This window comes from Pedobacter sp. UYP30, assembly GCF_040547165.1.
Lineage (GTDB): Bacteria > Bacteroidota > Bacteroidia > Sphingobacteriales > Sphingobacteriaceae > Pedobacter.
In genome coordinates, this window is record NZ_JBEPPD010000012.1 from 12,339 (window position 1) to 38,518 (window position 26,180).

Here is a 26,180-nt window from a genome sequence, read left to right on the forward strand (position 1 = left end):
GAGATATGGAATGTGAGATATGAGATGTGAGAACTTTCTAACCTCTCAAATCTAATTACAAATTGAAATATTTAATATAAGTGTCTAAGTCTTTATCGCCGCGACCAGATAGGCAAACCACTACATTTTCGCCGGCTTTAAACTCCATTTTTTCTAAATAAGCCAAAGCGTGTGCGCTTTCTATCGCAGGGATAATACCTTCTAATTGCGCACATAACAAACCGGCTTCTAAGCTTTCATCATCGGTAATAGACACATATTTTCCACGCCCTGTTTTAAAAAGATGCGCATGTTGTGGACCAATGCCCGGGTAATCTAACCCAGCAGAAACAGAGTGAGGTTCTACAACTTGTCCATCGGGCGTTTGCATTAAAATACTTCTGCTACCATGCAGTACGCCTTCTTTACCAAGGTAAGTGGTAGCAGCTGAAAAACCACTACTTACGCCCTTTCCTGCGGCTTCTACAGCAACGAGTTTTACAGTTTCATCATCCATAAAATGATAAAACATGCCCATGGCATTACTTCCTCCGCCAACGCAGGCCAATACATAATCGGGTTTATCGCTTCCTGTCTGTTCCAAAAGTTGCTTTTTTGTTTCCTCAGAAATGATTGATTGAAAAATAGTCACCATATCTGGATATGGGTGCGGACCAACCACAGAGCCGATGATGTAATGGGTATCTACTGGATTGTTAATCCAATCTCGCATTGCTTCATTCGTAGCATCTTTTAAAGTTTTACTTCCAGAAACCGCTGGAATAACCTTTGCGCCAAGCATTTTCATTCTTGCCACGTTGGGTGCTTGCCTTTCTATATCTACCTCGCCCATGTAAATTACGCATTCTAAATTACGCAAGGCGCAAACTGTCGCGGTTGCCACACCATGCTGCCCGGCGCCAGTTTCGGCAATAATTCTCTTCTTGCCAAGCTTTTCTGCCAATAAAATCTGCCCGATGGTGTTGTTTATTTTATGGGCACCAGTATGATTTAAATCTTCTCTTTTTAAAAAAATATTTGCGCCATACCGTTCAGAATATCGCTTTGCCAAAAACAAAGGAGAAGGCCTGCCTACGTAATCCTTCATCAATTGATGAAACTCTTTTTGGAAAGCCTCATCAGCAATAATTTTTAAATAATTTTGCCGCAGTTCCTCTACGTTTGGATAAAGCATCTCGGGGATATATGCGCCTCCAAAATCGCCGTAATATCCTTTCTCGTTTACTTGATATTTCATGTTTCTTAAAATAATTCCAGATTAAATCTAGAAGTCTTACATTCTTTTTCTTTTAGCAAGCCTGCAATTAAATTTCTCGAAGGCCAGCAATAATTTCTTTTGTTTTCTCCACGTTTTTTTTACCTGGCTCTAACTCAAATTTGCTGTTGATATCTATCGCCACTAAACGCTTATCATTAATTTTTTTAATTGCATAAAGATCCTCTAAATCTATTCCTCCACTTAAAAAATAGGGTTTGTCAAGCTTATAATTTTCTAATGTTGTCCAATCAAATTGTTTACCAGAACCACCATGTTTGGTTGTTTTGGTATCGAAAAGAAAGAAATCTACCACCTCTAAATAGAGGCTTAAATCAGAAAAATTAAAATCTTCATCAACACCAAAAGCCTTAATAATTTCTACGTTTGGAAAGTCTAATTTTAAAGCTGCGCAATACTCTGGCAATTCCTTACCGTGCAACTGCACAACTTGTAAACCCAAAGTGGCAATTTTTAGTTTAACCATCTTTGCCTCTTCATCAACAAAAACACCAACCGTTTTAATCTCTTTCGGAACATACAAAATCAGTTCAGAAGAAATGGTAGAAATATATCTTGGCGATTTATCGTAAAAAATAAAGCCCATATAATCTGGTTTTAGGGCGGCAATCTCTGCTATGTTGGCCGCAAATTTCATTCCGCAGACTTTAATTTTTATGGATTGCTGCATTAGTCCAACAATGTTTTAAAACTTTTCAACGCTTTTTTTCCTAATAAAGATGCTTCTGCCTCGCAATAACAATCGGCAAAACTTGCAATTGGTTTTATCGTTCTAATTGCAAGCGCCGCATTACTCAGCACCACATTATTTTGCACCGTAGTCGCAACGCCATTTAAAACATCCATAAATATTTTTGCAGAAGATTCTACCGTGTCGCCACCTTTAATGTCTTGTACCGAAACTTTACCAAAGCCCATTTCTGCCAATGATAAAATACTTTCTCCGGCATTGGTAAACGTTTTTACATCACAAGTCAAAGAGATTTCATCATAACCTTCTAGCGCATGTAAAATGGTATACTGACGTTCCAAACCTTGATAAAGGTAGGCGTATAACCTGGCCAATTCCAAACTAAACACCCCCACCATTTGATATTTCGGCTGACTTGGATTTACCATTGGCCCCAACATATTAAAAAACGTTTTTATGCCAAGTTCTTTTCTAATTGGTGCAACAATTTTCATCGCCGGATTAAACAATGGTGCATGCAGAAAGCAGATGCCTGCATTTTCTAAATTGCGTTGCAATTCCATTTCATCACTTGTAAAACTATAGCCAAGATATTCCATTACGTTAGAAGATCCACAACCAGAAGACACCCCATAATTGCCATGTTTTGCCACCTTATACCCGGCGCCAGCGACCACAAAAGAAGCAAGGGTAGAAATGTTAAACGTGTCTTTTCCGTCACCGCCTGTGCCGCAAAGATCAATAAGCTCAAAATCATCCAAATTTACCCTCACACACAAATCCAACATAGCGTCTCTAAAGCCTTGCAACTCATCAACAGTAATGTTGCGCATGGCGTAAGCCGTAAGAAAAGCGGCTATTTGCGAAGAATTAAAATCGCCCTGCGCCATAGAAACCAAAATGGCCCTAGCCTCTTCCCTACTAAAACTCTTATTTTCGAATAGATGATTTAATATTTTCTTCATTTTCTTTTCTCTAACATTAATGTCCGCTTTTTGGTTGTTTTTTAATCTGCATTTAGATCAGCACGCAATTTATTCTCTACGAAAAAAAGACAATAAAAAATGGATTGCTTTGAGGCAATCCATTACGTTTGTATTTAAAATATTTTAAAAAGCCAACAATAGAATATGCCTAACGAATTTCGTTACGCCACCGCCAATTGCTATTTAAGTTTTTAATTATCATTTTTGTATGCGCAAATATTGATATACTTTTTTATATTTCCAAATCTTTCCACTACTTATGGCTTTCTTTAAAAGAAAACTACTTCTTAATGATGACCTAGGTTTCAGTTCAAACCCGGTAATTAAAAACCAACGAATTTTAAATAAAGACGGGAGCGCAAACCTAGAGCGCATTGGACTGCCATGGTTTAAACTAGACGACACCTATACTAGGTTGGTTACCATGAGCTGGAAAAGGTTTTTCTTTATGATATTGCTTGTCTATTTAATGGTAAATACCCTCTTCGCAATTGTGTATACAGCTGTTGGGATAGAACATCTACATGGTGCAACTGGTACTAGCACGCTAGATCACTTTTTTGATGCGTTCTTTTTCTCCACTCAAACCATTTCTACCGTGGGCTACGGCCACATTTGGCCACAAGGTTTTATAACCAGCATTTTGGCCGCTTTCGAAAGTTTGTTGGGTCTGCTTGCTTTTGCCCTTGCGGCAGGCCTGCTTTACGGCCGATTTAGCAGACCCAACTCTAAGGTGTCTTTCAGCAACGTAATGGTTATTGCACCATACAAAGACAAGTTTGGCTTAATGTGTAGGTTGGTTAATCTGCGGCGAAATCAATTGATTGATGTAGAAGTGCAAATGGTGCTCTCTTATAATGAAATAGTTGAGGGTAAAAATACAAGAAGATTCTATCCCCTGCCTTTAGAGCGGGATGAGGTAAGCGTTCTCTCTTTAAATTGGACATTAGTACATCCAATTACCGAGGACAGTCCGTTTTATCAAAAAACGCTAAAAGACTTGGAGCTGGCAGAAGTAGAGGTGCTGGTGTTGTTAAAAGCCTTCGACGAGACATTTTCGCAAACCGTTCATACCAAAACTAGCTATCAAGATGAAGAAATCGAGTTTAATATGAAATTCGAAAAAATGTATTTTCACAACGAAGAAGGCAAAATGATCTTAGATTACAGCAAATTGAACCAACTTATACCTGCAAGCTAATAATGAGCATTTTAAAGGGGTTTGAAAAGCAATACCAATACTCATAATCTTCTGCAAGCCCGTCTATTCGCTGTAGCCCCGAAAAACGGGGGCTGCCGCTGCTATACGGTTTAGGTGGCTCGGGCAGTACTTCTATCAAAGGTCAATTCCCTCGAAACGTTTACACAAAGGCTGAAAGCAAAATGCCCAAAACTAAATATAAAATAACCATCCAACATTTCAACCACACAACAATCAAACAATTTAGCAATTGAACAATAGAAAATAGTTCTTGCTATGTAGATGAAACGTGCGAAATAAATGTGACAATATCTTTGTACAAAACATTGCAACCAAAAATCATCTGGCTAATCATTGGTATGTGGCTTTTACCTTTAACCTCGGTTATCGATACATCTATCCCATTTGCTTTTAACTTTCTAGCATATTCTGGCGTTTGAAGTTTTATTGCGGGGTAAGTTTTAGAACCGTAAAAAAGTAACTGCGGGTTTTTTATGTTTTCAAGATAATGCATCGGCGAAGCCATAGTCCACACGGAGGGCTTTGTGGTAAACGTTCTAATAAATTCGAAATAGAAATCGTCTTTATTCGCCTCTGTAAGATACTGATGCATGTCTAAGCCAAATGGATCATCTAAAATTAAGCCTTTTATTGGATTTTTAATTCCAACATGTTCAAAATATTTCGGGTCGGCATTTATTAACGCTGCCAAATGGCCACCCGCAGAATGTCCCATCACAAAAATTTTATCCGGGCTTGCTTGGTAATCAGCGATGTTTTCTTTTACCCATTTAACCGCAAGCGCACAATCATCGCCCATTTTCTCGTATTGCACATTTGGCGCAAGTGGGTAATTAATAATTGCTGTAACCACGCCTTTGCGCGCAAAATTTCGTCCAAGCCACCAATAGGTTTCTTTTTTTCCACTACTCCAAGAACCGCCATGAATAAATATTAACACAGGCTTATCTTTTATTCCATCGTTTTTATAATAGATATTTAAGGTGTTAGACTCGCTGGTATTGCCCGCATAATTTAAGTTTTTTACCTTTTTAACCTGTGCAGAGCCAACAAGAGAAAAAAAGATGAGCACAACTACGCCAAAGAATTTTTGCATTTTCACTATTTTTTTTATGAGTATTTTATCAATGTTTTATACCTACGTAAAATAATCGTCTTAGTTTTTAATTAACGGATTTTTTTCTTTGGCAAACAAGTTAAAAACTTTCCTATCTACAAACGAAGGGAACAACTTGTTCATCCAAACTGCCAATTTTCCTTGTCCGGTCATAATTAGGGTACGTTTATTTCGTTCAATTCCATCGGCAATAATGGCAGCAACTTGCTCAGAAGTCATCATTTTACCCTCCTCCATACTTGTTTCGCCATGCACATCTCCATCTTTTGCCAAAGCAGCTGACCTAATGTTAGAGGCGGTAAAACCCGGGCAAGCAACAAGTACGTGTACGCCAGTTTTTAACAACTCGGTACGTAACGATTCCATAAAGCCGTTCATTGCAAATTTAGAAGCAGAGTAACCCGTCCTACCCGGCAACCCCCTAAAACCGGCAATAGAAGAAACGCCAACTATTGTTCCTTTTGTTTTTAAGATTTCTGGCAGGGCGTACTTTGTGCAGTAAACCGTACCCCAAAAATTAACGTCCATTAGGGTTTTAATTACGTTTAAATCTAAATCTACAAACAAAGCACGCATTGAAAGACCTGCATTGTTAACCAATACATCTATTTTTTCAAAGGAAACTAAGGCTTGCTTAATTATCAATTCACAATCTGCTTGATTACTCACATCTGCCTGTACGGCTACAGCTCTTATGTTATATCTAGATTCTAAATCGGCAGTAATTTTGCAAAGCGTTACATATTGCCTCGCTGCTAACACCAAATGTGCGCCGCGCCTGGCAAATTCTTCAGCACAAGCCTTACCAATACCACCAGATGCACCTGTAACAACAATAACTTTATCTTTTAAATTCATTTTAAGGTATCAAATTTGGAAATCAGACATTAACACTGGTTGTTTTAAATTAGTTTAAATTTTAAAAAAATTGGAGGCTTCAAGAACTTTATCGGTATTAATTATATCGGCTCCTAGGCTATGCAATAATTTCCAACAGGCCTTAGTATCAGGCGCGCCCCAAAAACGAAAAGGTTTCCCTATTTTATGTGCATTATTAATCAGTGTTGCTAAGTTAGTTTTATCGATTGCCGAAATCTCACCTTCACCCTTCCATTTTGAATAGTTTGCAAAATTATCACTTATCATCGTAACCCTTTCCAAATCTTTTTTGGCATAAACTACATTGGGCAATCCATCAAAGTTGATAAATACAGGATAATTATGAAAAGTGGATGAAGCGGGACGATTGCCGCTAATGACAATAATAGTCTTTTTATTACCAGTTAAAAATAGGTGTTGATAGGGTTTTAGCTTTTTTAATAAAGTGGGATAGGTTAACTCCCATTTATCTTTAACATCTATCATCAGTTGGAAGCTGTAAAACTCATCAGTTTTTGATAATGCCTCAATAGGCTTCAGATACATTTTTTCCAAAGTGTTGCCAGCTTTAATTCCGCTTCTGCTATGGGCAACAAATAGAGCGTCGCCGACTACAAAAACATCTGCTTCGATAGAAAAGGCCTTGTTTTTTACAGCATCATAAAAGGGTTTTTGATGCGTGTAATCGTTATGCGAATGGATTTTAACCTGTCCCCCAACTAGAAAACCAGTAAATAATAGAAAAAAGAAGAGAAAAAGTTGCTTTGCCATCTACTTCATCAATGTACTTTCATAAGGCACTCGGGTTACAATAGATCTTCCGAGGGTAATCTCATCGGTATATTCTAGTTCGCCGCCAAAGGCAATGCCTCTAGCTATGGTAGAAATTATCAAGTCGAAACCTTTTAGCTTCTTAAATAGATAGAAAAGTGTCGTATCGCCTTCCATATTCGGGCTTAAGGCCAAAATAATTTCTTTAATTTCTTTGTCTCCTACCCTATGCACTAAATTCTCTATAAACAGATCTGCAGGCCCTACGCCATCCATTGGCGAGATTAAGCCACCCAATACATGATAAAGCCCCAAATATTGGCCCGTATTTTCTATGGCCATCACATCTCTGGTATCTTCCACAACACAAACCAAGCTTCGATCACGTTTTCTCGATGCACAAATTTCGCAAATTTCAAAATCAGAAATGTTGTTGCAAACCGCACACTGTTTAATGTTTTGCTTGAGCTGGATCATCGCGTTGCCAAATTGATCTACTTCTGTTTGGTCTTTGTTCAACAGATGAAGCACAAGTCGTAAAGCTGTTTTCTGCCCAATTCCTGGTAGTTTAGAAAACTCTGCAACTGCATCTTCCAGCAATTTAGAAGAAAAATTCATACTACAAAAATATATAAAAACAAAGGAATATGTAGTGTGCCATAAAATTTCTTTAATAAGAAACTAAGTTCTTATTTACAGGCGAATTATCAGTTTGTAGATTCATCACTAGTAATAAGGTTAGGACAAATCGATCATTTTATTTTGTCCAAATATCGGTGATAACCGCTGCTTTGGTGGTATCTTGTGTAGGCAACTTATAAAATGATTCTATAGTGTGTAAAATATTGTAGTGGTTTATTTTCTGGTCGTATTTACCTGGAGTTACACCTGCGCCAACTATAATGGTTGGAATGTGGTTAACCATTTTAAAATCATCTTCATCAAAAGTTACGATAAGCAAACTATTATGGTCTCTCGCCCATTTTACGTATTCAGAAAGATTTTCCTTCAACCAATTATCTCCCCTAGAAATTGCCGCGGCATCTCCCGGAGCACCAATATTGTGCATATCGTAATCCATATCCGGTATTACAAACGATACCGTCGGGAGTTTATCAAAATCTGTAGGAAAAGAAGTCATGGGTACACTAACCGAATCTGGAATATTGTTAACACCAGTTCCTTGCCAATTTACCCACGGACAATGTTTTCTGGCGTACAGTGTGGCTTTTGTTAGCGCTCCTTTTAAATAGGCGCAATCTTTATATCCAACCTCGGGCATGGTTTGCGCAAAACCTTTAAAAGTATATCCATTTTTAAGTAGCGATGCACCCAAATTTGGGGTATGAAAGGTAGTTTGCGATGAACAATCATCATTAAAAACGCCCTGTGTACTACCAGAAAATAACGCAATATAATTTGGCTGACTTGGATGCGTTACCCCATGAGAATTAGTAAATAAAGCACCTTCGTTAGCCAATTGGTTGGTATAAGGTGCATTTTGAGAGCCAATTACTTGATTGTAACCGTGGTTCTCTTCCATTACGATGATGATGTGATCTGGCGCTTTAGGCGTTTTCGGCTCGGGATTGTAAATACTTAAAAGTGCTGCAGCAGCAAATAATATGGCGGCTTTCATTTTCGTATAATTATGATTGATGAATTTTTGTTGTTCAATTGATAAAATATTCTTTTAACGTTATTCAAAGAATAAGATAAAAAACTATTGATTGATTAAAATTACCCTTTCCTTTTTTAATAAAAGAAAGGCCAAATGAATATTACAGAAAAACCCTCGCGTAGATTTCTGAGAATAAAGCGATAAAAAAAGCCTTTTAAAATTTCAAAAGGCTTTTTTTTTATATTTTTTATGTCATCTATCTTTCAATTCAACAAAGCTTCTAGAAGTCTCGCCAACATAAACCTGGCGCGGACGGCCAATAGGTTCTTTATTTTCTTTCATTTCTTTCCATTGCCCAATCCATCCCGGTAAACGGCCTAGCGCAAACAATACGGTAAACATTTCTGATGGGAAACCAAGTGCCCGATAAATAATGCCTGAATAAAAATCTACGTTTGGATACAATTTGCGGTCGATAAAATATTGATCTGTTAACGCAGCTGCTTCTAACTTCTTGGCAATTTCTAAAATAGGATCATTTATGCCAAGGTTTTCCAAAATATCATCGCAGGCTTTTTTAATAATTTTTGCACGAGGATCGAAATTTTTATACACCCGATGGCCAAATCCCATCATTTTAAAGGAATCTTTTTTATCTTTTGCTTTATTGATCCATTTTTCTGTATCGCCGCCATCCGCTTTTATCAACTCCAACATCTCTATAACTGCTTGGTTTGCACCACCATGTAATGGCCCCCACAATGCTGCAATACCAGCTGCAATAGACGCATATAAATTGCACTCAGAAGAGCCCACAATACGCACCGTAGATGCCGAACAGTTCTGCTCGTGGTCTGCATGCAAAATGAGCAATTTATTCATGGCGTTTACCACCACAGGGTTTACCTCATAATCTTCAGTACGCTGACCAAAGGTCATCCACAGGAAGTTGGTTACATAATCATATTTATTCTTTGGATAAATAAGGGGGTGACCTAGAGACTTTTTATAAATAAAGGAAACAATTGTTGGCAGTTTAGCTAACAATTTTATAATGGTTTCATTTTGTTGTTCCTCGGTTTGATCGGGTTCTAAACACTCAGGATAAAACGTTGATAAAGAAAATATTAAAGACCCCAATTGACCCATCGGGTGAGATTTGGAAGGGTAGCCATCAAAAAATTTCTTCATATCCTCGTGGATCAAGGTATGTTGGCTAATGTTTTTTTGAAAACCTTCTAACTGGCTTTGAGTAGGAAGGTTTCCATAAATAATAAGGTAAGAAACCTCTAAAAAACTGGCTTTTGCCGCAAGTTCTTCAATAGAATAACCTCGGTATTTTAAAATCCCTTTTTCGCCATCTAAAAAGGTAATTTTACTTTGTGTCGAACCAGTATTTTTAAATCCCGGATCAATTGTAATTACGCCTGTTAGGCCTCTTAACTTAGAAATATCTATCGCCTTCTCATTCTCTGTTCCGGTAATTACCGGAAGTTCTATTTGTTTACCATCAACCTTTATTTCTGCAATGTCTGACATATATTTGTATTGTGATTTAATCTTTGTAAAATAGAAAAAAAATTAGTTATTATATTAGTGAAACAGAAGTTTTACCTAATTTATGTCTCAAGCTAGACCAAGACTTTTATAAAAGTAAAAAGTTATTTAGATTTAATTTCATCTACAACACTTCCACATTTTAACATCTTATCTCCGTAATATGGATTTTTAACTTCTTTATTGGCCGATAACCAATCTCCCCCATCGCCTTTGTTAGCCATTGGGCAATGTTGTACGTAAATTGTTCCTGCTGAAAGTTCTGCATTTTTAAATAGTGCAATTAAATCAGTACTTAAATGGGTAAATTCTACACGCTGAGCTTCTACATTATCACTTTTTGCGATATTGTCGGCCATTGTTGCATCTTTTTCACATCCTTCATAATCGGCTAATAACGGTTGTAACGTTTTTGCTGCTGCAGCTGTTTCTGTAGCGTTAGTTTGAACTAGAGCATCTTTCAGCGCCAGATATTGAGTAAAAATTGCTGCCTTTTTTTTGTCTTTTAGCCTAACATCGTTTACGGATACCACACTAGTTTTTATGGTAGAATCCTGTGCATCAGCTTGTTTTTTTTCTGATTGGTTACATGCAAAAAAAAGAGTAACCAAGCCAAGCGCAAATATTTTATTTTTCATATCTCATTTTTTGCTCAAAATACAGATTAAATTTTTAATAGAATAAAAAAAGCCCCGCTAATTGCGGGGCTCGACTAACTTTATTTCTTTAAAATTATAATTTGAAATTATAACCTAAACGCAAAGCATATTGCTCCATTTTAGAAAAGTAAGTGCTAGAAGCGCTATCGTTGGTATAACCTTCATATCTTGCACCTAGTTCAAGTCCGTTTTTCCACTCGTAACCAACGCCGCCGCCATAAATAAAATTGGTTTTAGCACCAGTTTGGATAGCAAAACCTGCACCTGCATTTCCTTGAAGATAAAATCTTTGGATAGCAAATACTTTAACTCCACCAATTACAGGAATAAAATCTACGTCTGCAGAATTGTCTCTACCCAATAACTTGGTATAACCTCCGCTAGCCGTAATGGCAACACTTTTTGTCAAATCGTATTGAAGTCTTAAATCTGCACCGTAAGCATTCTTAAACTGAGATTGTTTTGAGAAAATGCCACCAGAAACGCCAACACCTACTTTAAAAGCCATCCCGTTGTCCATTGGCATGCTCATAGATTCTTGAGCCTTAACGTTTGATGCTGTAAAAATTGTTGCAGCTACTGCGGCTGCTGTAAAAAGTTTAGTAAATGTTTTCATAATAATTTTTTAATTAATTAATTGTAAGGGTTTTTGGAAGCTATGTACGTATTCTAACTCCCTTTGGTTTTGAAAAAATTGAAATTATGGGCTTTTCTGAAAAAAGCTAGAAAAGCCCATTTTGTAAATTATAACCTAAAGCCATAAGCTAAGCGAAGACCAACATATCCGCCAGTTCTACCATCACGCGCTAATCCTTCATACTTAGCTGCCAAGTCTAATCCATTATCCCATGAGTAACCAATTGCAGGAGAATAAACGAAAGAAGTTTTACTTGGAGAGTCGGTTCCGAAAGCAGCACCTAATTCTGCTAAACCATATACGCCTGAACCAGATTTGTCGAAGAAATATTTCGCACCAACTTTAACAGGGATATAACCAGAGTTAACTTTTACATTTCCATACTTATAAGATAGGTTTGTATATCCTACCGTAATCGGAATAGACAATTGCTCATCTATGTTAAACTGATATCTAAGGTCTCCACCAATGGCAAACTGACCGCCAGTTTCTGTAGGAATACCTGCATTTAAACCAATTCCGAAATTCCTAGACTGAGCGTTTGCATTTGAGGTAAAGAATACGGCCACTGCAAATGCTGCTGTACTCATAATTTTTGTAATTGTTTTCATGATTGTTTACTTTATGTGTGTAATATTTATTACCAGCACATTTGCAAACCTTATGCCAAAAATCAATTTTATTAATCAATCGATTGATTTATTATATTTGCATGATAAACCATTTTTAGCACAAGATCTTGTAACCTATTGATAGGCAGCATGGCATCTAACCAATGTACATGTACTCCATCCTTTTCCATCTTTCTAAAAAAGGTGTTTTGTCTTTTGGCGTATTGGCATATTGCAGTATACAGTTTTGTCTTTAATTCTTGGATATTTAACTCGCCAAGTAAAAATTTAGAAACAAATTTATATTCCAGTCCGTAAAAAAGTAGCACTTCGTGAGAGATACCCTTAGATAAAAGCTGTTCTACCTCGGCAATTAAACCGTTGTTAAGTCTACTTTCTAAACGATTTTTTATGGAAGCCCGTGTTTGATTAACTTCGGTTTTTAAACCAAAAATCACCGGTTCTACATTCGGGAATTCAATTTTTGGCAGTTGGTGATTTTGTAGAAAATCGGCAATTTCTATTGCTCTAATCAATCTTTTTTTCGAAGAGAGGTCGGTATGTATTAATTGATCTTCTTTAAAATTTAGAAACCTTAACCTTAGTAACTCAATATCTAAGGAGAATAATTCTTGCCTTAAAGTTTCATTAACAGGAACAGCGGTAAATGGCTGGTGCATTAAAATACTGTGGAGGTACATCCCTGTCCCGCCACAAATGATAGGCAATTTTCCCCTCGCAATAATATCTGAAAATGCCCGATAAAAATCTGTTTTGAATAAATCTACATGATATCTGTCGCCTGCAGATAATAAATCAATCAAGTGATATGGAATGGGTTTGCCGTTGTTTTTATATTCGTTCAAGTCCTTTCCCGTTCCAATATCCATCCCCTTAAAAACCTGCCTACTGTCTACACTTATAATTTCGCCATTTAGCTTAGTAGCAAGCTGGACTGCCAGCTTAGTTTTGCCTGTGGCCGTTGCCCCTAGAATAACAATCGAATTATACGCCGCCATCTTCAAAACTTAAAATCATTTTAATGCTTCCCGAATTAAAAATAGCGCCAATTTCGGTTATTCTACGCCGCTGAAAATCGCCGTCTAATTCAAAAAACTGAGGTGCTGCAATATCCACTTGTTTAAAACCTACCTTCTCAAAAGCCAGTCCTTTACCCCAGTCTCGGTCTATGTAGGTCATTATGTCATTTGTAGGATATTGGCGATAATGTCCTTTTAATAATTTAGATAGGCCTCCAGAAACAGAAAAACCACGTTTCACAGCGAAGCGAATGATCTCTATCGAACGGTATTCTTCATCATAGTCCATTTTTCGGGCTGAGGAAAAAGTAATAACAGCTACCAGCTGCCCCTCCAGAACCAACCCATATTTAAACCTAGAAGAAGCATATCCCTGTAAATGATTTTCGGTTAAGAATGCTTCTGCCAATAGTTTCGAAATCCGCTCGAACGTTGTCTTTCTACCATGTATTCGCTTACTCAGTCCACAAAAAGAACGCAGCCTGTCAATTACAACGGCTGGTTTTCGCAGCCAAACATCTTCCCAAAGTTGAACGAATTTTTCTGATTTTAAATCTTCTCGATAAGCCAAATCTATTAGTTGTTGGGGCGAAAAGTGATTTCGAGTACTTATAAGATTGACAATGACTTTTGCATCTTGTATCGCCAAAAGGCAAAATGAGCAATCTTCTAGTTCTGTAACATGTAACCCTTCTGCTGCCAGCGATTTCTTAAACTGAACCTTCCAAGCGCTAACCTCCATCGATAAAAACCTTAAGCCCTAAACCCATTCGTTCTTTTTAAAATGGGCATGCACAATTTCTACGAAGGCAATTATTTCTTGTTGCTTTTGTTCATCTAAATCTACCAATGCAAACCCTTTTGTTTGGTCATCAAATACAATAAGGTCGTTATCTGATGGCTTAAAATCAGTTGCATTGAATTTTAGCATCACCTTTCCGTCTTCTACATATAAACCAGTAAAGAAAAATTCTGTAATTTTCTGACCGTTAGCATCTCTATTCTTCTCACTATAAAGTTCGTAAGCCGTATCAGAATCTTTGTGCACGGTATATCCGCGGGTTTGGTAAGAGTATAATGAAGCTCTAAGCGTTTGGAAAATTTCTACTAAATCAGTTTTCATAACTCAAATTTACTACTTAAACGTTTTGGTTTAGCAATAGTTTTTAATTATCTATCCACCACTCTTCGGTTGGCAGCGGTTTATCCAGCACAATCGTTTCTCCTATTTTTGGAGTTGTTAGCGCTAGGTTTTGCTTCTTAGCTTCAATGAACAGTTTCTTTATAGGTTCATCCCAAGCATGCATGGCCAAGCTGAACTTTCCCCAATGCACAGGCATTAGCGTTTTCGTGCCCAAGTCTTTGGCTGCTTGCACGGTTTGCTCTGGAAACATGTGAATGTACGGCCAATATTCATTGTATTGTCCACATTCTAATAACGCAATATCAAACGGGCCAAATTGATCTCCAATCTCTTTAAAATGCTTTTCGTAACCAGAGTCTCCGCCTAAAAAAAGATGATGTGTGTCTGTTTTTAACATAAATGCCGACCAGACCGTCTGATTTCGTTTAAATTTTCTGCCACTAAAATGCCTAGCCGAAACCGCCGTGAAATTCAATCCGTCAATTAAAACGTGTTCATTCCATGCAAGTTCGGTTATCTTTTCAGCAGCGATGCCCCAATCTGTTAAATGCGCACCGACGCCTAAAGACGTTACCACTTTATCGATATGTGGCCAGATCTTAGTTATCGTTTCGTAGTCCAAATGATCAAAATGGTCGTGGGTAATTAGCAGAATATCTATATTTTTAAATTCCTCAGCCTGCACAATATCGCTCCCTAAAAATGCCTTTGGCCCCATGAAACTAACAGGTGACGCGCGATTGCTAAAAACAGGGTCGACCAAAATGCGCTTGCCGTTAATCTTTATCAAATATGAGCTATGCCCAAACCATATAATTTCTGGCGATACAGGGTCGGCAAGCCCGTTGAGGTTTGGCACAACATGGGGCAACGCCTTCTTCGGACTAGCATTTGGCCGTTTGGCAAATAGAAATCTAAGGAGAAGTTTAGTAAAACCAACGCCCTCTAGTTGCATGGGCGTTTGCACCAAATTTTCGAGGGCTCCATTTTTATAGTTGGGAAGTGCTTTTATCCTACTTCTTCTATCGCCTTGCGGTAATTCACCAAAAGAACGCACCTTAATGACTAGCATAAAAACAAACACTAGGGCAAAGAAAATATAAACGAAGATCATTTGGCGAATCTATACAAGTGTTTAGCAAAGTTGCCTGGTTCGAAAAATCAACCAATAAAAACCTAGCGCTTTTCTTTGCCTTTAAGAGGTAAGAACTTTACTAATCTTAGGAATAAATTAGATAAAAAAAAGGCTCCAGTTGCCTGAAACCTTCTCGTTGTCAAGTTGGTAAAATTAGTTACTAGTGTTTTTCTTATCGGTAACTTCCGAACGAATTTCTTGGGCCAAAACTTTTAAGTCTTGCATTGCTTTACGTACACGTGTACCGGCAGCTGCATTGCCTGCGTTGTAAAATTTTTCTACATCTGCTTCCACAGATGCTACAACTTCTTTAATTTTTGAAAATTTTTCCATCTCTAGTTGATGATTTAAAGGTTTATAAGATTTATTTTTTCCAATAATACGTATTTACGTCGAATTAACAAGGGAATTGAATCAAAAATTAAAAATAAGTTTTAAACATTCTAAGAATTATTAACGTGCCTGAGCGCCGTTTAAAACTTATTTTTATCTAAAAAACTTTAAACGACGACTAAAAACTATTGTAATCGACTACCTGGTTCTAACTGCTTTTTCTGTTACCGGTATTGGTGAATTGAGTGTCTCATATTCTTTTTCAGCTGCATTGAGTACAGACATATAAGATATAAAGTACGCCAGCGTGCTCTCTGCGCCCTGGTTTCTATTTAAACTATTGGTTTGTAATCCATCTGCACAACCGTTTGTCTCGCGATCATAAAGTGGCACATGGAGGCTATTGTTTCCTAGAAACCATTGATAACTGGTATGTAGATAGTTTAAGTATTTATCTTTTTTGGTAATTTCATAAGCCTTACTGTACATCAAAAGCATTGCCATCGTATCAATAGCCTGTTGGTCATACACGGGGTTTTTTCCATGTTTTTTCATCCAACCTGCATTCCCAACTAAACTAAGGTATCCTTGTCCGAAAGAAAAAGAATCTAGAAAATCTATACTTTCAAAAGCAATGTCATAAGACTCTTTATTTCCTGTTGCCTGATAATGGCAGAGCAGAGAAAGTGGCAATATTGCATTGTCGTACGTTAAAATATCTTCGAACCAGTTCCAATCCTTTTCTGAATTTTTGCGGTAGGCATTTTTAATGGTATCTGCTAAACGGTTTATCTGCGGCACCAGCAACTCATCATCGCTTTGCGTTTTAAGATAATAGGCAATCCCTATTATGGTGTCGGCCATCCCCCTAATGTGGTTCAGCTTATCAAACTGAGGGTAGGAACGCCAAAATAATTCTCTCCCAAACTCTTTATAAGAATTGTTGGGGCCATTGCTTATTAAATAACCCAGTGACCAAATAGCACGTCCAAATGAATCTTCAGAACCAACTTCGTCTAAATATTTCCTATCATACGACAAAAAATTTCTGAAACCACCGTCGGGAGTCTGCATGTATTCTATAAAGCTGAGGTATCTTGGCATCAACTTAAGGGCCGTTTTGTTTTTTAGTTGATTATTTGCCATAATACAAAAAATCAGCGCCCGCGCATTGTCATCTATACAGTATCCCTCTTTCCAATTGGGTATGCCAAATTTAGCATGCTGTACAATTCCCGTATCATCGGTCAATAACTCTATGTGGCTTAGGTTTAAAGTCGGCATGGCATCAACATCAATAATAGGCGGTGTTTCTCTTTTGTTTATCTCGCCAAGCGCAACCGCTTCCTCTAATACTTTAATAAACGTATTTCCGGTAGATGGCCATCTCAACTTCAAACCATAATTGTAAGCTTTGTCTTTAAGCGCTTTGTGCTCCTCTTTGTGAGCCAAAAGGCCGTTAACGATTTCAGAGAGTTGGTGGTAATCTTTAAAGTCGAAAAGCTTACCTCTTCCATCTGCCAACAATTCTTGTGCATGCCAATAGGGCGTAGATACAACGGCTGCGCCAGCGCCTACTGCGTAAGAAAGTGTTCCACTTGTAATCTGCGCTTCATTTAAATAAGGCGTTATATATAAATCGGCCGCTGTTAAGTATTCATACAGTTCTGATTCTGAAACGAAGTTATTTACAAATGCCAAGTTTTTTTCTACACCAAGATCTATTGCCAATTGTTTTAAGCTATCGCGATATTTCTCGCCGCTCTGTTTTACCACACCAGGATGCGTATTGCCCAAAATGATGTACAAAACATCTGGATGTTTGGCAACAATTTCTGGTAAGGCCTTAATAACGGTTTCTAACCCCTTATTTTTACTAATCAAACCAAAAGTAAACAGCACTTTGCGCCCCTTAAACAAAGGGCTTTGTAAAAGTGGATTGTTTGCTGAGGGCTCCAAATCTGGCACACCATGCTCTATAATCTTAATGCGTTCTGCAGGAATTTTGTAAATGCTCTTTAAAAACAATACAGCCTTGTTGCTCATCACCACCACCTTAGATGCCTTGCCAGCAATTTCTTTAAGAATGGTCTCTTGCATAAAGTCTGGCTCTTTTAAAACCGTATGCAAAATGGTAATGAAAGGTTTTGTAAGTTTATTGATCAACGAAAGCAAGAAAACGCCACTCGTGCCTCCATAAATTCCAAATTCATGCTGTATAATACAGGTGTCTACCTCAGAATTGTTTATAAATTCTGCGGCAGCAATGTAATCTTGTTGATTTTGTTGCCTAATTACAAACTTTACTTCCTCGGGGTACTGATGTTCGTCTAAATCATCAGATTCGTTCATGGCTACGATAAAACTTTTACTTGCATCGTAACTTTTGTTCAAGCCAATTGCATTAACCAAATTTTGATTAAAGGTTGCAAGTCCGCATTCGCGTGGCGGAAAAGTTGAAATATAGGCAATTTTCATAGTAATAAGGTAATTATGTGCCTTTAGAACACAGACTTGAACCAAAAGTTTGTGATGCTAAGCAATTTTTCAATCAAAATAAAAAAACATAAGTAAATTGCCTAGTGTTAGCTATAAAAAACTCCTAATTATGAAATCTATTTGGAATGGCTCTATTGGTTTTGGACTTGTTAATATTCCTGTAAAATTATTTTCTGCGGTGCAACAAAGTAACCTAGATTTAGACATGCTAGACGAAAAAGACCATGCTAAAATTAAATATCTTCGTGTAAACGAACACACCCATAAAGAAGTTCCCTTTGATAAAATTGTTAAAGGTTACTACCTAAAAGACAGGTACGTTGTGTTAGATAAGCACGATTTTGAGGAGGCCTCACCAGAAAAAAATAAGACCATAGAGATTGAAAACTTTGTAGACATCAAAGAAATTAATCCAATCTACTATGAAACTTCTTACTATAGCCAACCTGAAAAACAAGGAAAAAAGGCTTATGCTTTGCTACATAAGGCACTTGTTAAATCTGGCAAGGCGGGTTTAGCCAGGTTTGTGCTTCGCAGTTCAGAAAATCTTTGTGTTATTCATCCTAAAGATAATGTGATTGTAATTACAAAAATTAGGTTTGCACAGGAAGTAAGGAAAACTACCGAACTTGCTATACCCGACGACCTAAGCGTTACCAAAAAAGAAATGGATGTTGGTTTAGCCTTGATTAAACACTACAGCGGTCCGTTTGACCTAAGCAGTTACAAAGACGATTATAGTGCAGAATTGCTAAAAATTATCAAAGCAAAAGCAAAGGGCAAGCGTGCTACGGTTAAAAAACTTATACCCAAAAAAGCAAATAGCGACGATCTATACGAGCAGTTGATGCAAAGTTTAGATGAAAAGAAAGGAGCCTAAACAATGAGCTTGAAAAAATACTTAGAAAAGCGCGATTTTTCTAAAACCACAGAGCCTAAATCTGGAGCAGGAAAAGGCAAAAAACTGGAATTTGTGGTTCAAAGACACCACGCCTCTCGTTTACATTATGATTTTAGGCTAGAACTAGATGGCGTATTAAAAAGCTGGGCAATACCGAAAGGACCTTCATTAAATCCAAAAGATAAAAGATTGGCCATGATGGTCGAAGATCATCCGTATAACTACAGAACGTTCGAAGGCAGTATTCCAACAGGTAATTACGGTGCTGGAACAGTGACAATTTTTGATGCTGGGAATTATACTCCAATAGACGATGGAAGCATTAAAGAGCTAAAAAATGGACTTAAAGATGGTAACTTAAAATTTAGGTTACAAGGGAAAATTTTGAAGGGTGAGTTTGCTTTGGTTAAGCTAAAAAATGGAAAAGAAGACAACGCTTGGCTGCTGATAAAACACAACGACGAGTTTGCCGTACATAAAGATTTCGACGTGGAAGATTTGGTTGATGCCCAAGTAAAGAAGCAAGGGTTAGACTTTAAAAAAGATAAAAAAAAGACATCCAATCCTACATCGCGCAAAGCGGACGAAAAAAAAAAGCCCTTAGCGAAAACTCAGGGAATTGAAGAATCTTACTTTAAGCCAATGCTAGCAAAACTAGCTGCTGGACCGGTAATTGAAGATGATGACTGGCTGTTTGAAAAAAAATACGATGGTTACAGGGCCGTTGTCTCCAAGCAAAACGAACATACCTTGATTAAATCTCGGAACGGAATGGACTACACAGAGAAATTTGCACCTGTTGCCAGAGCTTTAGAAAAGTTGGATGAGGATGCCGTGCTAGATGGAGAAGTAGTTATAGAAGATGAAAAAGGAAATAGCATTTTTCAAGAACTGCAAAATTACGACCCGAAGACGAGTAAAAGTAGCTTGAAGTATTATGTGTTCGATCTGTTAAACTTAAATGCAAACGACCTGCGGAATTTTACTTTGTTACAACGAAAAGAACTGCTAAAAAAAGTGCTTGGCAAACTTAACGGCGATGTGATTTGCTACAGCGAGCATGTTTTAAAAAATGGAGAAAAGCTGTTAGCAACAGCCAAAAAAAATGGGTGGGAAGGCATTATGGCTAAGAGAATCGCCTCTACGTACATTAATGGTTCTAGAACAGATTTATGGAGAAAATATAAAATTATACAATCTCAAGAAGCGATTATTATTGGGTTTACCAAGCCAACTGGTAGCAGAAATTATTTTGGGGCATTGGTACTTGCGGTTAATAAAGACAATGAGCTGATTTACGCAGGCAATTGCGGTACGGGTTTTAATGAGGAGACGCTAAAAGCGTTGCATGGAAAGTTATCGCCATTGACTACTAAAATTAAACCTATTGCAGAAAAAGTAAATAAAGAAAGTAGCGTAACCTGGGTAACCCCAACCTTGGTATGCGAGGTTAACTTTACAGAATGGACTATGGATGAACACCTCAGGCATCCGGTTTTTAAAGGTCTTCGAATGGATAAATCACCTCAGGAAGTTGTTATTGAGGAAGAAAAACCTACATCCGCTGTAAAAGTTGAAAACATGAAAAAGCAACAAGAAATACAAAAAAGACCGGAAGAGGAAACATTAACGTTCGGAAAAAAGAAGGTGGTGTTAAGCAATCAAAATAAAGTATTTTGGCCAAAGGAGCATATTACAAAAGGCGATTTGCTGGAATATTACAAAGCCATTTCGCCTTATATTCTGCCACATTTAAAAGACAAACCCCTATCGTTAAATAGACATCCTAACGGGATAAATGGTGCGAGCTTTTTTCAAAAAGATATGGAGGTAGATAAAATTCCTTCTTGGATTAAAACCGCTCCTCTACATTCAGAAAGTAATGATAAACAGATAGATTACCTCATTTGCAATGACGAAGCAACGCTGCTTTGGATGGTAAATTTAGGTTGTATAGAAATTAACCCGTGGCTTAGCACTTATAAGCTGCTCGAGCAACCGCAATACGCTGTGTTAGATTTAGATCCCCACGATATTGATTTTGAAGAAACCATCGCGGTTGCAAAAACCACCAAGAACATTTTGGATAAAATGGGAATCGAGGCATTTATAAAAACCTCTGGCTCTAAGGGACTGCATATTTTCATCCCGATAGGAAAAAATTACGATTACGAGCTTTCTAAAAACTTCATCTTTTATTTGGGAAATTTGGTACATACAGAACATCCAGATACAACCAGTTTGGAACGAAGCCCAGCAAAGCGAAAAAACAAAATTTATTTAGACTACCTGCAAAACCGACACGGGCAAACCATCGCGGCAGCCTATTCTGCAAGGCCAAAACCAGGTGCAACAGTTTCTATGCCGTTAAACTGGGAGGAAGTAAAAAGTGGACTTAAAATTGCCGACTTTACCATTTTAAATGCTTTAGAACGGCTGAATGCAATCGGCGATCCGTGGAAAGACATCCATAAGGTTAGAAACAATTTAAAAACTGCCTTAGAAAAATTGAAAAAAGACGATTAAGAATTGGCTTTTTAAAAACAGTATGAGCGGCAGCGTTGTTCTTTAAAAGAACTGATAACTTAAAAGACCAAAGCCATGATAAATAAAGTAAAAAAGAAAGAAGAAAGTGTTAGGGCAGAAAAAAAGGCAGAAACGAACGCAAAGGAGTCTGTAGAAAAAATTACCTCTGCAAAAGATGCTAAGAAAGTTGAAGCTGAAAAGAATTCAGATCAAAAACACAAAAGACCTTAAACAAAAAAAACTCCTTGGCGCTTAACAAGGAGTTTTTTTGTTATAATTAGGTTTTATTTCTTCGGCTTAGAAGACATGTAAAAAACCAGTTTACCACCGTTTACAATGTCGGCGTGTTTTAAAATATGGTCTTTAATTTCCTTTCCATTAATGGTTACTTTCTTTACGTACACATTTTTATCGCTTTGATTTATGGCTTCGACAGAAAAAGTTTTGCCATTTTCTAAATGTAAAGACGCACTGTTAACAGAAGGGCTGCCAAGCGAGTATTCATCAGAACCTGGCGCAACTGGATAAAAGCCAAGTGAAGAGAACATATACCAGGCACTCATTTGTCCACAGTCGTCGTTTCCGCCCAAACCATCGGCCGTAGGCTTATACTGCATATTTAAAATATGCCTTACTTCTGCTTGGGTTTTATATGGTTGGTCCGTCCAGTTGTAAAAATATGCCACATGGTGTGCAGGCTCATTGCCATGTACATAACCGCCTATAATTCCTTCTCTGGTAATGTCTTCTGTCTCCGCGAAGAAGGAATCGGGCAAATGCATGGTAAACAACGTATCTAAGCGGCTTGCAAACTTCTTCTTCCCTCCCATCATTTGCACCAATCCTGCAGGATCTTGAGGAGCGAAGAAACTATAATTCCAACTGTTGCCCTCAATAAATCCTTGCCCGCTGGTTGCCAAAGGATCAAAACCTTTTTTAAAGCTACCGTCAGCCAATTTAGGGCGCATAAAGCCAGATACTTTATCGAAATTATTTTTCCAATTGTTAGAGCGTTTGATAAATGTTGCATACACATCCATCCTATTTAGTTTTTTGGCCAATTGCGCAATCGCCCAATCATCATACGCGTACTCCAAGGTGTTCGAAACCGATACGCCACTTTTTTCTGCAGGTATATAACCCATATCCATATAATAGCCAATGCCGTCGTAATTTCTATGCGTTGCAGTTGCCACGCAAGCATCTAAAGCTTTATTTGCATCGCCTGTAAAAGTTCCTTTTACAATGGCATCTGCAATAACCGAAACGCTGTGATAACCACTCATACACCAATTATCATTTGCATAATGGCTCCAAATGGGCAACATGTGTAAACTACTTTGATCGTAATGGGCCAACATAGATTTTACCATATCGTTGTTTCTTGTTGGCTGTATGATGTTAAAAAACGGATGCAGTGCACGATAGGTATCCCAAAGAGAGAACGAGGTATAATTTGTAAAGCCGTCTGCCGTATGCACATCTTGATCTAAACCTTTATATTGCCCGTTTAAATCCATGTACGTTGTTGGATTTATAAAAGCGTGATACATGGCGGTATAAAAATTAATCTTGTTGTCTTCTGATGTATTGACTTGAATTCTCTTTAATTCCTTGTTCCAACTTGCCTGAGCTTGCTCTTTTACTTTCTCGAAATCCCAACCATTAATTTCGGTTCTTAAATTAGTTAGCGCATTCGCCTGACTTACCGGCGACAACGCAAACTTAATTTTAATCTTTTCTTGCTCTGCTGTGGTAAAATCGAAATACATTTTTAGATCTCTACCAGCAATTTCTGGGAAGTTTTTGGTCTGGTCGAATTTTCCCCAAAAGCCGTGGTAAGCCTGTTTAGCATCGTAATTTTTTTGACCATAGCTTTTAAAAGGCTTCGAAAAACTCATCGCAAAATAAACGGTACGTGTACGCGCCCAACCAGTTTGCTGTCTATAACCAGTAACAAGCGTGTCATTCACCACCCGAACGTAAGTCCATACGTCTTTACCTTTATAGTTATAAATACCCGCCATCAAATCTAAAATAATATGCGATTGATCTGATTTCGGAAACGTATATTGATGCATTCCTACCCTGGTGGTTGTGGTCAGCTCGGCGGTAATATTGTCGTCGTCTAACTTCACTTTATAATATCCGGCTTCCGCTACCTCATTTTTATGAGAGAAAGCAGAGCGATAACCGCTTTTGGGGTCATCGGCAGTGCCAGGGTTTAATTGTAGCTTGCCTTGCGTTGGCATAATTAAGAAATCGCCAAGATCAGAGTGGCCAGTACCGCTAAAATGGGTATGGCTAAAACCCGTAATGGTCTTATCTTCATACCGATAACCGGCACAATAATCATAAACCTTGCCATTGTATTTTCCATTGATTTCATAGCTAATGGTTTCTGTCTCAGGACTTAACTGCACGGCGCCAAATGGAACAGCGGCTCCAGGATAGGTATGCCCCATTTTTTCTGTGCCGATAATTGGCTTTACATACTGAACCAGATTTTGTTGCGCAGAAACACAAATAGCTGAGAGCATGAATAGCATAAAAGCCGGCAAAATTAGTTTTTTCGTCATATTGGTTTTATTTGGGATGAGCTTTTTTGTTTTAAACATCCTAAGGTATAAAAATAATCCTAATTGCGTTACAGCCGAATACTAAAACGATTAACTTAATCTATTTGGCTATCTTGTTTTTACAAGTAGTTGACCAGCACCTTCAAAAATTAAACTAAATAAAGCCTATTTTTGTGGCAGATTAAATAGAAATGAGTAAAAAAGGTAGAATTTTAGTGGCCATGAGTGGCGGAGTAGATAGTTCTGTGGCAGCTGTTATGCTGCATGAAGAAGGCTATGAAGTGATCGGGCTGACCATGAAAACCTGGGATTATGAGACCTCTGGTGGCAGCAGCAAAGAAACGGGGTGTTGTTCTTTAGACAGCATTAATGATGCCCGCACTTTGGCCGTAAACTACGGGTTCCCTCATTACATTTTAGACATTCGTAGTGAATTTGGCGATTTTGTAATCGACAATTTTGTTGATGAATACCTAGCGGGAAGAACCCCAAATCCATGTGTATTGTGCAACACCCACATTAAATGGGAGGCATTATTAAAACGTGCCAATAAGCTCGATTGTGAGTTTATTGCTACCGGACATTACGCAAATACCAGAAAGCAAGAAAACAATCGTTATGTCATCTCAAAAGGTAAAGATGAAAATAAAGACCAATCTTATGTGCTTTGGGGCGTAAGCCAAGAAAACCTAGCGCGCACCAAATTTCCGTTGGGTAGTTTCTCGAAACCAGAAATACGTCAAATGGCTTTAGACATGGGGCAAGAAGAATTGGCAAAAAAATCTGAAAGCTATGAAATTTGCTTTGTGCCAGAGAACGATTACAGGTCTTTTTTAAAACACAAAGTAGGGGATTTAGAAGAGCGTGTTGCAGGCGGTAATTTTGTGCTAAACAATGGAATGATTGTGGGACAACACAAAGGATACCCCTTTTACACCATTGGCCAAAGAAAAGGTTTGGGCGTAGCATTTGGTGAGCCGATGTACGTAACCAAAATTATGCCCGAAAGCAATACTGTTATGCTAGGGAAAGCAGATGAATTGGAACGTAAAGAAGCTATGGTGCGCAACGTAAATTTAATTAAATACGCAAGCATTACCGAGCCAATGGACGATGTGATTACCAAAATACGCTATAAAGATGCCGGGATGTTGAGCACCATTGTGCAAGAAAAAGAAAACATGCGGGTAGTTTTCGACCATAACGTATCTGCGATTGCTCCAGGCCAATCTGCCGTTTTTTATGAAGGGAATGATTTATTGGGTGGCGGATTCTTAGTTTAAATTTTATTTGGGCGGGTGTTCATTTTCAAAACAAAACTTAGTAGGATTTATACCCGCTTATAATTCTCATTAACATGAAGAATACTGATAAAAAAAGTTTGGAAAATGCGTATCGATTATTCGAGACTTGCGACATTGAGAAATTTGAAATTGGAACGACCAAAGGTTTGCAACAAATTCATCGTTATCTGTTTGATAACTTATATACCTTCACAGGTCAAGTACGCACAAAAAATATAGCAAAAGGGGGTTTTAGATTTGCGACCACTCTGTACCTAAACGAGATTTTGGTAAAAATCGAACAGATGCCCCAAAATAATGTGGAAGAAATAATTGCTAAATATGTAGAGATGAACATTGCTCATCCCTTTATGGAGGGAAATGGCAGAACTATGCGTATTTGGTTGGATGTAATTCTAAAAACAAAAATCAAGAAATTGGTTAACTGGCAATTTGTTGATAAAGCGCTATATCTACAAGCAATGGAAAGAAGCCCTATTAACGACTTAGAACTAAAAACACTTCTTACACATAACCTCACAAACGAAATACACGATAGAGAAGTTATTTTTAAGGGTATAGAACAGAGTTACTATTACGAAGGTTACGAAAAAGGCGACGGTGATCTGTAAGAACCTGGATAACAAAAACAGATTAGAATAAATACTTTTTCTAACTGTGTTTCAATAGGTTAAAATACCAAGATCTTCTTT

25 protein-coding genes are annotated in these 26,180 nt (G+C 37.7%); 6 read left to right on the top strand and 19 right to left on the bottom strand.

Annotated features, from left to right (window positions below):
* Positions 1-55: 55 nt before the first annotated feature.
* The 3 genes from trpB to trpD form a co-directional block, all read right to left on the bottom strand.
* On the bottom strand, positions 56-1,237 hold the full coding sequence (gene trpB, locus ABIB40_RS13570; RefSeq protein ID WP_354359921.1) for a tryptophan synthase subunit beta: 1,182 nt from the start codon (positions 1,235-1,237) through the stop codon (positions 56-58).
* A gap of 67 nt (positions 1,238-1,304) precedes the next feature.
* Complete coding sequence (locus ABIB40_RS13575) at positions 1,305-1,946, bottom strand: phosphoribosylanthranilate isomerase (protein ID WP_354359922.1); 642 nt, start codon at positions 1,944-1,946, stop codon at positions 1,305-1,307.
* A complete protein-coding gene (gene trpD / locus ABIB40_RS13580; RefSeq protein WP_354359923.1) occupies positions 1,946-2,932 on the bottom strand; it encodes an anthranilate phosphoribosyltransferase in 987 nt (328 codons plus the stop codon). The genes ABIB40_RS13575 and trpD overlap by 1 nt, the downstream gene beginning before the upstream one ends.
* A gap of 280 nt (positions 2,933-3,212) precedes the next feature.
* On the opposite strand from trpD, the gene ABIB40_RS13585 reads away from it, so the two are divergent.
* Positions 3,213-4,154 carry an ion channel gene (locus ABIB40_RS13585; protein ID WP_354359924.1) on the top strand — a complete coding sequence of 314 codons (942 nt, stop codon included), beginning with the start codon at positions 3,213-3,215 and terminating at the stop codon, positions 4,152-4,154.
* 274 nt (positions 4,155-4,428) lie between these two features.
* On the opposite strand, the gene ABIB40_RS13590 is transcribed toward ABIB40_RS13585, so the two are convergent.
* The 15 genes from ABIB40_RS13590 to ABIB40_RS13660 all read right to left on the bottom strand — a co-directional run bounded on the left by ABIB40_RS13590 (position 4,429) and on the right by ABIB40_RS13660 (position 18,157).
* Positions 4,429-5,271, bottom strand: coding sequence for an alpha/beta hydrolase (locus ABIB40_RS13590; RefSeq protein WP_354359925.1), 843 nt, complete (start codon positions 5,269-5,271; stop codon positions 4,429-4,431).
* A 60-nt stretch (positions 5,272-5,331) separates the two neighbouring features.
* Positions 5,332-6,150 carry an SDR family oxidoreductase gene (locus ABIB40_RS13595; RefSeq protein WP_354359926.1) on the bottom strand — a complete coding sequence of 273 codons (819 nt, stop codon included), beginning with the start codon at positions 6,148-6,150 and terminating at the stop codon, positions 5,332-5,334.
* A gap of 54 nt (positions 6,151-6,204) precedes the next feature.
* Positions 6,205-6,942, bottom strand: a complete 738-nt coding sequence (locus tag ABIB40_RS13600; protein ID WP_354359927.1) for a PI-PLC domain-containing protein — start codon at positions 6,940-6,942, stop codon at positions 6,205-6,207.
* A complete protein-coding gene (recR, locus tag ABIB40_RS13605) occupies positions 6,943-7,560 on the bottom strand; it encodes a recombination mediator RecR (RefSeq protein WP_354359928.1) in 618 nt (205 codons plus the stop codon).
* Between the two features lie 139 nt (positions 7,561-7,699).
* Positions 7,700-8,581 (bottom strand): alkaline phosphatase family protein, encoded by an 882-nt coding sequence (locus tag ABIB40_RS13610; protein WP_354359929.1) that lies wholly within the window; start codon positions 8,579-8,581, stop codon positions 7,700-7,702.
* A 234-nt stretch (positions 8,582-8,815) separates the two neighbouring features.
* Positions 8,816-10,102 carry a citrate synthase gene (locus ABIB40_RS13615; protein WP_354359930.1) on the bottom strand — a complete coding sequence of 429 codons (1,287 nt, stop codon included), beginning with the start codon at positions 10,100-10,102 and terminating at the stop codon, positions 8,816-8,818.
* 122 nt (positions 10,103-10,224) lie between these two features.
* Positions 10,225-10,758 (bottom strand): DUF3347 domain-containing protein, encoded by a 534-nt coding sequence (locus tag ABIB40_RS13620; RefSeq protein ID WP_354359931.1) that lies wholly within the window; start codon positions 10,756-10,758, stop codon positions 10,225-10,227.
* Between the two features lie 94 nt (positions 10,759-10,852).
* On the bottom strand, positions 10,853-11,395 hold the full coding sequence (locus ABIB40_RS13625) for a hypothetical protein (protein ID WP_354359932.1): 543 nt from the start codon (positions 11,393-11,395) through the stop codon (positions 10,853-10,855).
* A gap of 128 nt (positions 11,396-11,523) precedes the next feature.
* Positions 11,524-12,027 (bottom strand): outer membrane beta-barrel protein, encoded by a 504-nt coding sequence (locus tag ABIB40_RS13630; protein ID WP_354359933.1) that lies wholly within the window; start codon positions 12,025-12,027, stop codon positions 11,524-11,526.
* Between the two features lie 71 nt (positions 12,028-12,098).
* Positions 12,099-13,046, bottom strand: coding sequence for a tRNA (adenosine(37)-N6)-dimethylallyltransferase MiaA (miaA, locus tag ABIB40_RS13635; protein ID WP_354359934.1), 948 nt, complete (start codon positions 13,044-13,046; stop codon positions 12,099-12,101).
* Positions 13,033-13,809 (bottom strand): hypothetical protein, encoded by a 777-nt coding sequence (locus tag ABIB40_RS13640; RefSeq protein ID WP_354359935.1) that lies wholly within the window; start codon positions 13,807-13,809, stop codon positions 13,033-13,035. The genes miaA and ABIB40_RS13640 overlap by 14 nt, the downstream gene beginning before the upstream one ends.
* Before the next feature lie 18 nt (positions 13,810-13,827).
* The gene (locus ABIB40_RS13645) at positions 13,828-14,190 is read right to left on the bottom strand and encodes a hypothetical protein (protein WP_354359936.1); all 363 of its coding nucleotides are present in this window, start codon (positions 14,188-14,190) and stop codon (positions 13,828-13,830) included.
* A 43-nt stretch (positions 14,191-14,233) separates the two neighbouring features.
* Positions 14,234-15,283 carry an MBL fold metallo-hydrolase gene (locus ABIB40_RS13650; protein ID WP_354359937.1) on the bottom strand — a complete coding sequence of 350 codons (1,050 nt, stop codon included), beginning with the start codon at positions 15,281-15,283 and terminating at the stop codon, positions 14,234-14,236.
* A gap of 216 nt (positions 15,284-15,499) precedes the next feature.
* The gene (locus tag ABIB40_RS13655) at positions 15,500-15,679 is read right to left on the bottom strand and encodes a BF3379 family histone-like protein (RefSeq protein ID WP_354359938.1); all 180 of its coding nucleotides are present in this window, start codon (positions 15,677-15,679) and stop codon (positions 15,500-15,502) included.
* Between the two features lie 198 nt (positions 15,680-15,877).
* Positions 15,878-18,157: a glycosyltransferase gene (locus ABIB40_RS13660; protein ID WP_354359939.1), complete on the bottom strand. Its 2,280-nt coding sequence runs from the start codon at positions 18,155-18,157 to the stop codon at positions 15,878-15,880.
* A gap of 130 nt (positions 18,158-18,287) precedes the next feature.
* Here ABIB40_RS13660 and ku point away from each other — a divergent pair, with 130 nt between their 5' ends.
* The 3 genes from ku to ABIB40_RS13675 all read left to right on the top strand — a co-directional run bounded on the left by ku (position 18,288) and on the right by ABIB40_RS13675 (position 21,836).
* Complete coding sequence (gene ku, locus ABIB40_RS13665) at positions 18,288-19,058, top strand: non-homologous end joining protein Ku (RefSeq protein WP_354359940.1); 771 nt, start codon at positions 18,288-18,290, stop codon at positions 19,056-19,058.
* A gap of 3 nt (positions 19,059-19,061) precedes the next feature.
* Positions 19,062-21,605, top strand: a complete 2,544-nt coding sequence (gene ligD / locus ABIB40_RS13670; protein ID WP_354359941.1) for a DNA ligase D — start codon at positions 19,062-19,064, stop codon at positions 21,603-21,605.
* Positions 21,606-21,680: 75 nt separating this feature from the next.
* The gene (locus ABIB40_RS13675) at positions 21,681-21,836 is read left to right on the top strand and encodes a hypothetical protein (protein ID WP_354359942.1); all 156 of its coding nucleotides are present in this window, start codon (positions 21,681-21,683) and stop codon (positions 21,834-21,836) included.
* Positions 21,837-21,889: 53 nt separating this feature from the next.
* Here the strand turns inward: ABIB40_RS13675 and ABIB40_RS13680 are convergent, their stop codons facing one another.
* Positions 21,890-24,184: a GH92 family glycosyl hydrolase gene (locus ABIB40_RS13680; RefSeq protein ID WP_502931063.1), complete on the bottom strand. Its 2,295-nt coding sequence runs from the start codon at positions 24,182-24,184 to the stop codon at positions 21,890-21,892.
* Positions 24,185-24,375: 191 nt separating this feature from the next.
* On the opposite strand from ABIB40_RS13680, the gene mnmA reads away from it, so the two are divergent.
* Together mnmA and fic are read left to right on the top strand one after the other, a co-directional pair.
* Positions 24,376-25,467: a tRNA 2-thiouridine(34) synthase MnmA gene (mnmA, locus tag ABIB40_RS13685; protein WP_354359943.1), complete on the top strand. Its 1,092-nt coding sequence runs from the start codon at positions 24,376-24,378 to the stop codon at positions 25,465-25,467.
* Positions 25,468-25,541: 74 nt separating this feature from the next.
* The gene (gene fic / locus ABIB40_RS13690) at positions 25,542-26,099 is read left to right on the top strand and encodes a protein adenylyltransferase Fic (RefSeq protein WP_354359944.1); all 558 of its coding nucleotides are present in this window, start codon (positions 25,542-25,544) and stop codon (positions 26,097-26,099) included.
* The last annotated feature ends 81 nt before the right edge of the window (positions 26,100-26,180 follow it).

What these genes read in the sequence shown, in the direction of transcription:
- trpB (WP_354359921.1), bottom strand. Translation starts at nt 1,237, where the DNA reads ATGAAATATCAAGTAAACGAGAAAGGATATTACGGCGATTTTGGAGGC.
- ABIB40_RS13575 (WP_354359922.1), bottom strand. Translation starts at nt 1,946, where the DNA reads ATGCAGCAATCCATAAAAATTAAAGTCTGCGGAATGAAATTTGCGGCC.
- trpD (WP_354359923.1), bottom strand. Translation starts at nt 2,932, where the DNA reads ATGAAGAAAATATTAAATCATCTATTCGAAAATAAGAGTTTTAGTAGG.
- ABIB40_RS13585 (WP_354359924.1), top strand. Translation starts at nt 3,213, where the DNA reads ATGGCTTTCTTTAAAAGAAAACTACTTCTTAATGATGACCTAGGTTTC.
- ABIB40_RS13590 (WP_354359925.1), bottom strand. Translation starts at nt 5,271, where the DNA reads ATGCAAAAATTCTTTGGCGTAGTTGTGCTCATCTTTTTTTCTCTTGTT.
- ABIB40_RS13595 (WP_354359926.1), bottom strand. Translation starts at nt 6,150, where the DNA reads ATGAATTTAAAAGATAAAGTTATTGTTGTTACAGGTGCATCTGGTGGT.
- ABIB40_RS13600 (WP_354359927.1), bottom strand. Translation starts at nt 6,942, where the DNA reads ATGGCAAAGCAACTTTTTCTCTTCTTTTTTCTATTATTTACTGGTTTT.
- recR (WP_354359928.1), bottom strand. Translation starts at nt 7,560, where the DNA reads ATGAATTTTTCTTCTAAATTGCTGGAAGATGCAGTTGCAGAGTTTTCT.
- ABIB40_RS13610 (WP_354359929.1), bottom strand. Translation starts at nt 8,581, where the DNA reads ATGAAAGCCGCCATATTATTTGCTGCTGCAGCACTTTTAAGTATTTAC.
- ABIB40_RS13615 (WP_354359930.1), bottom strand. Translation starts at nt 10,102, where the DNA reads ATGTCAGACATTGCAGAAATAAAGGTTGATGGTAAACAAATAGAACTT.
- ABIB40_RS13620 (WP_354359931.1), bottom strand. Translation starts at nt 10,758, where the DNA reads ATGAAAAATAAAATATTTGCGCTTGGCTTGGTTACTCTTTTTTTTGCA.
- ABIB40_RS13625 (WP_354359932.1), bottom strand. Translation starts at nt 11,395, where the DNA reads ATGAAAACATTTACTAAACTTTTTACAGCAGCCGCAGTAGCTGCAACA.
- ABIB40_RS13630 (WP_354359933.1), bottom strand. Translation starts at nt 12,027, where the DNA reads ATGAAAACAATTACAAAAATTATGAGTACAGCAGCATTTGCAGTGGCC.
- miaA (WP_354359934.1), bottom strand. Translation starts at nt 13,046, where the DNA reads ATGGCGGCGTATAATTCGATTGTTATTCTAGGGGCAACGGCCACAGGC.
- ABIB40_RS13640 (WP_354359935.1), bottom strand. Translation starts at nt 13,809, where the DNA reads ATGGAGGTTAGCGCTTGGAAGGTTCAGTTTAAGAAATCGCTGGCAGCA.
- ABIB40_RS13645 (WP_354359936.1), bottom strand. Translation starts at nt 14,190, where the DNA reads ATGAAAACTGATTTAGTAGAAATTTTCCAAACGCTTAGAGCTTCATTA.
- ABIB40_RS13650 (WP_354359937.1), bottom strand. Translation starts at nt 15,283, where the DNA reads ATGCTAGTCATTAAGGTGCGTTCTTTTGGTGAATTACCGCAAGGCGAT.
- ABIB40_RS13655 (WP_354359938.1), bottom strand. Translation starts at nt 15,679, where the DNA reads ATGGAAAAATTTTCAAAAATTAAAGAAGTTGTAGCATCTGTGGAAGCA.
- ABIB40_RS13660 (WP_354359939.1), bottom strand. Translation starts at nt 18,157, where the DNA reads ATGAAAATTGCCTATATTTCAACTTTTCCGCCACGCGAATGCGGACTT.
- ku (WP_354359940.1), top strand. Translation starts at nt 18,288, where the DNA reads ATGAAATCTATTTGGAATGGCTCTATTGGTTTTGGACTTGTTAATATT.
- ligD (WP_354359941.1), top strand. Translation starts at nt 19,062, where the DNA reads ATGAGCTTGAAAAAATACTTAGAAAAGCGCGATTTTTCTAAAACCACA.
- ABIB40_RS13675 (WP_354359942.1), top strand. Translation starts at nt 21,681, where the DNA reads ATGATAAATAAAGTAAAAAAGAAAGAAGAAAGTGTTAGGGCAGAAAAA.
- ABIB40_RS13680 (WP_502931063.1), bottom strand. Translation starts at nt 24,184, where the DNA reads ATGACGAAAAAACTAATTTTGCCGGCTTTTATGCTATTCATGCTCTCA.
- mnmA (WP_354359943.1), top strand. Translation starts at nt 24,376, where the DNA reads ATGAGTAAAAAAGGTAGAATTTTAGTGGCCATGAGTGGCGGAGTAGAT.
- fic (WP_354359944.1), top strand. Translation starts at nt 25,542, where the DNA reads ATGAAGAATACTGATAAAAAAAGTTTGGAAAATGCGTATCGATTATTC.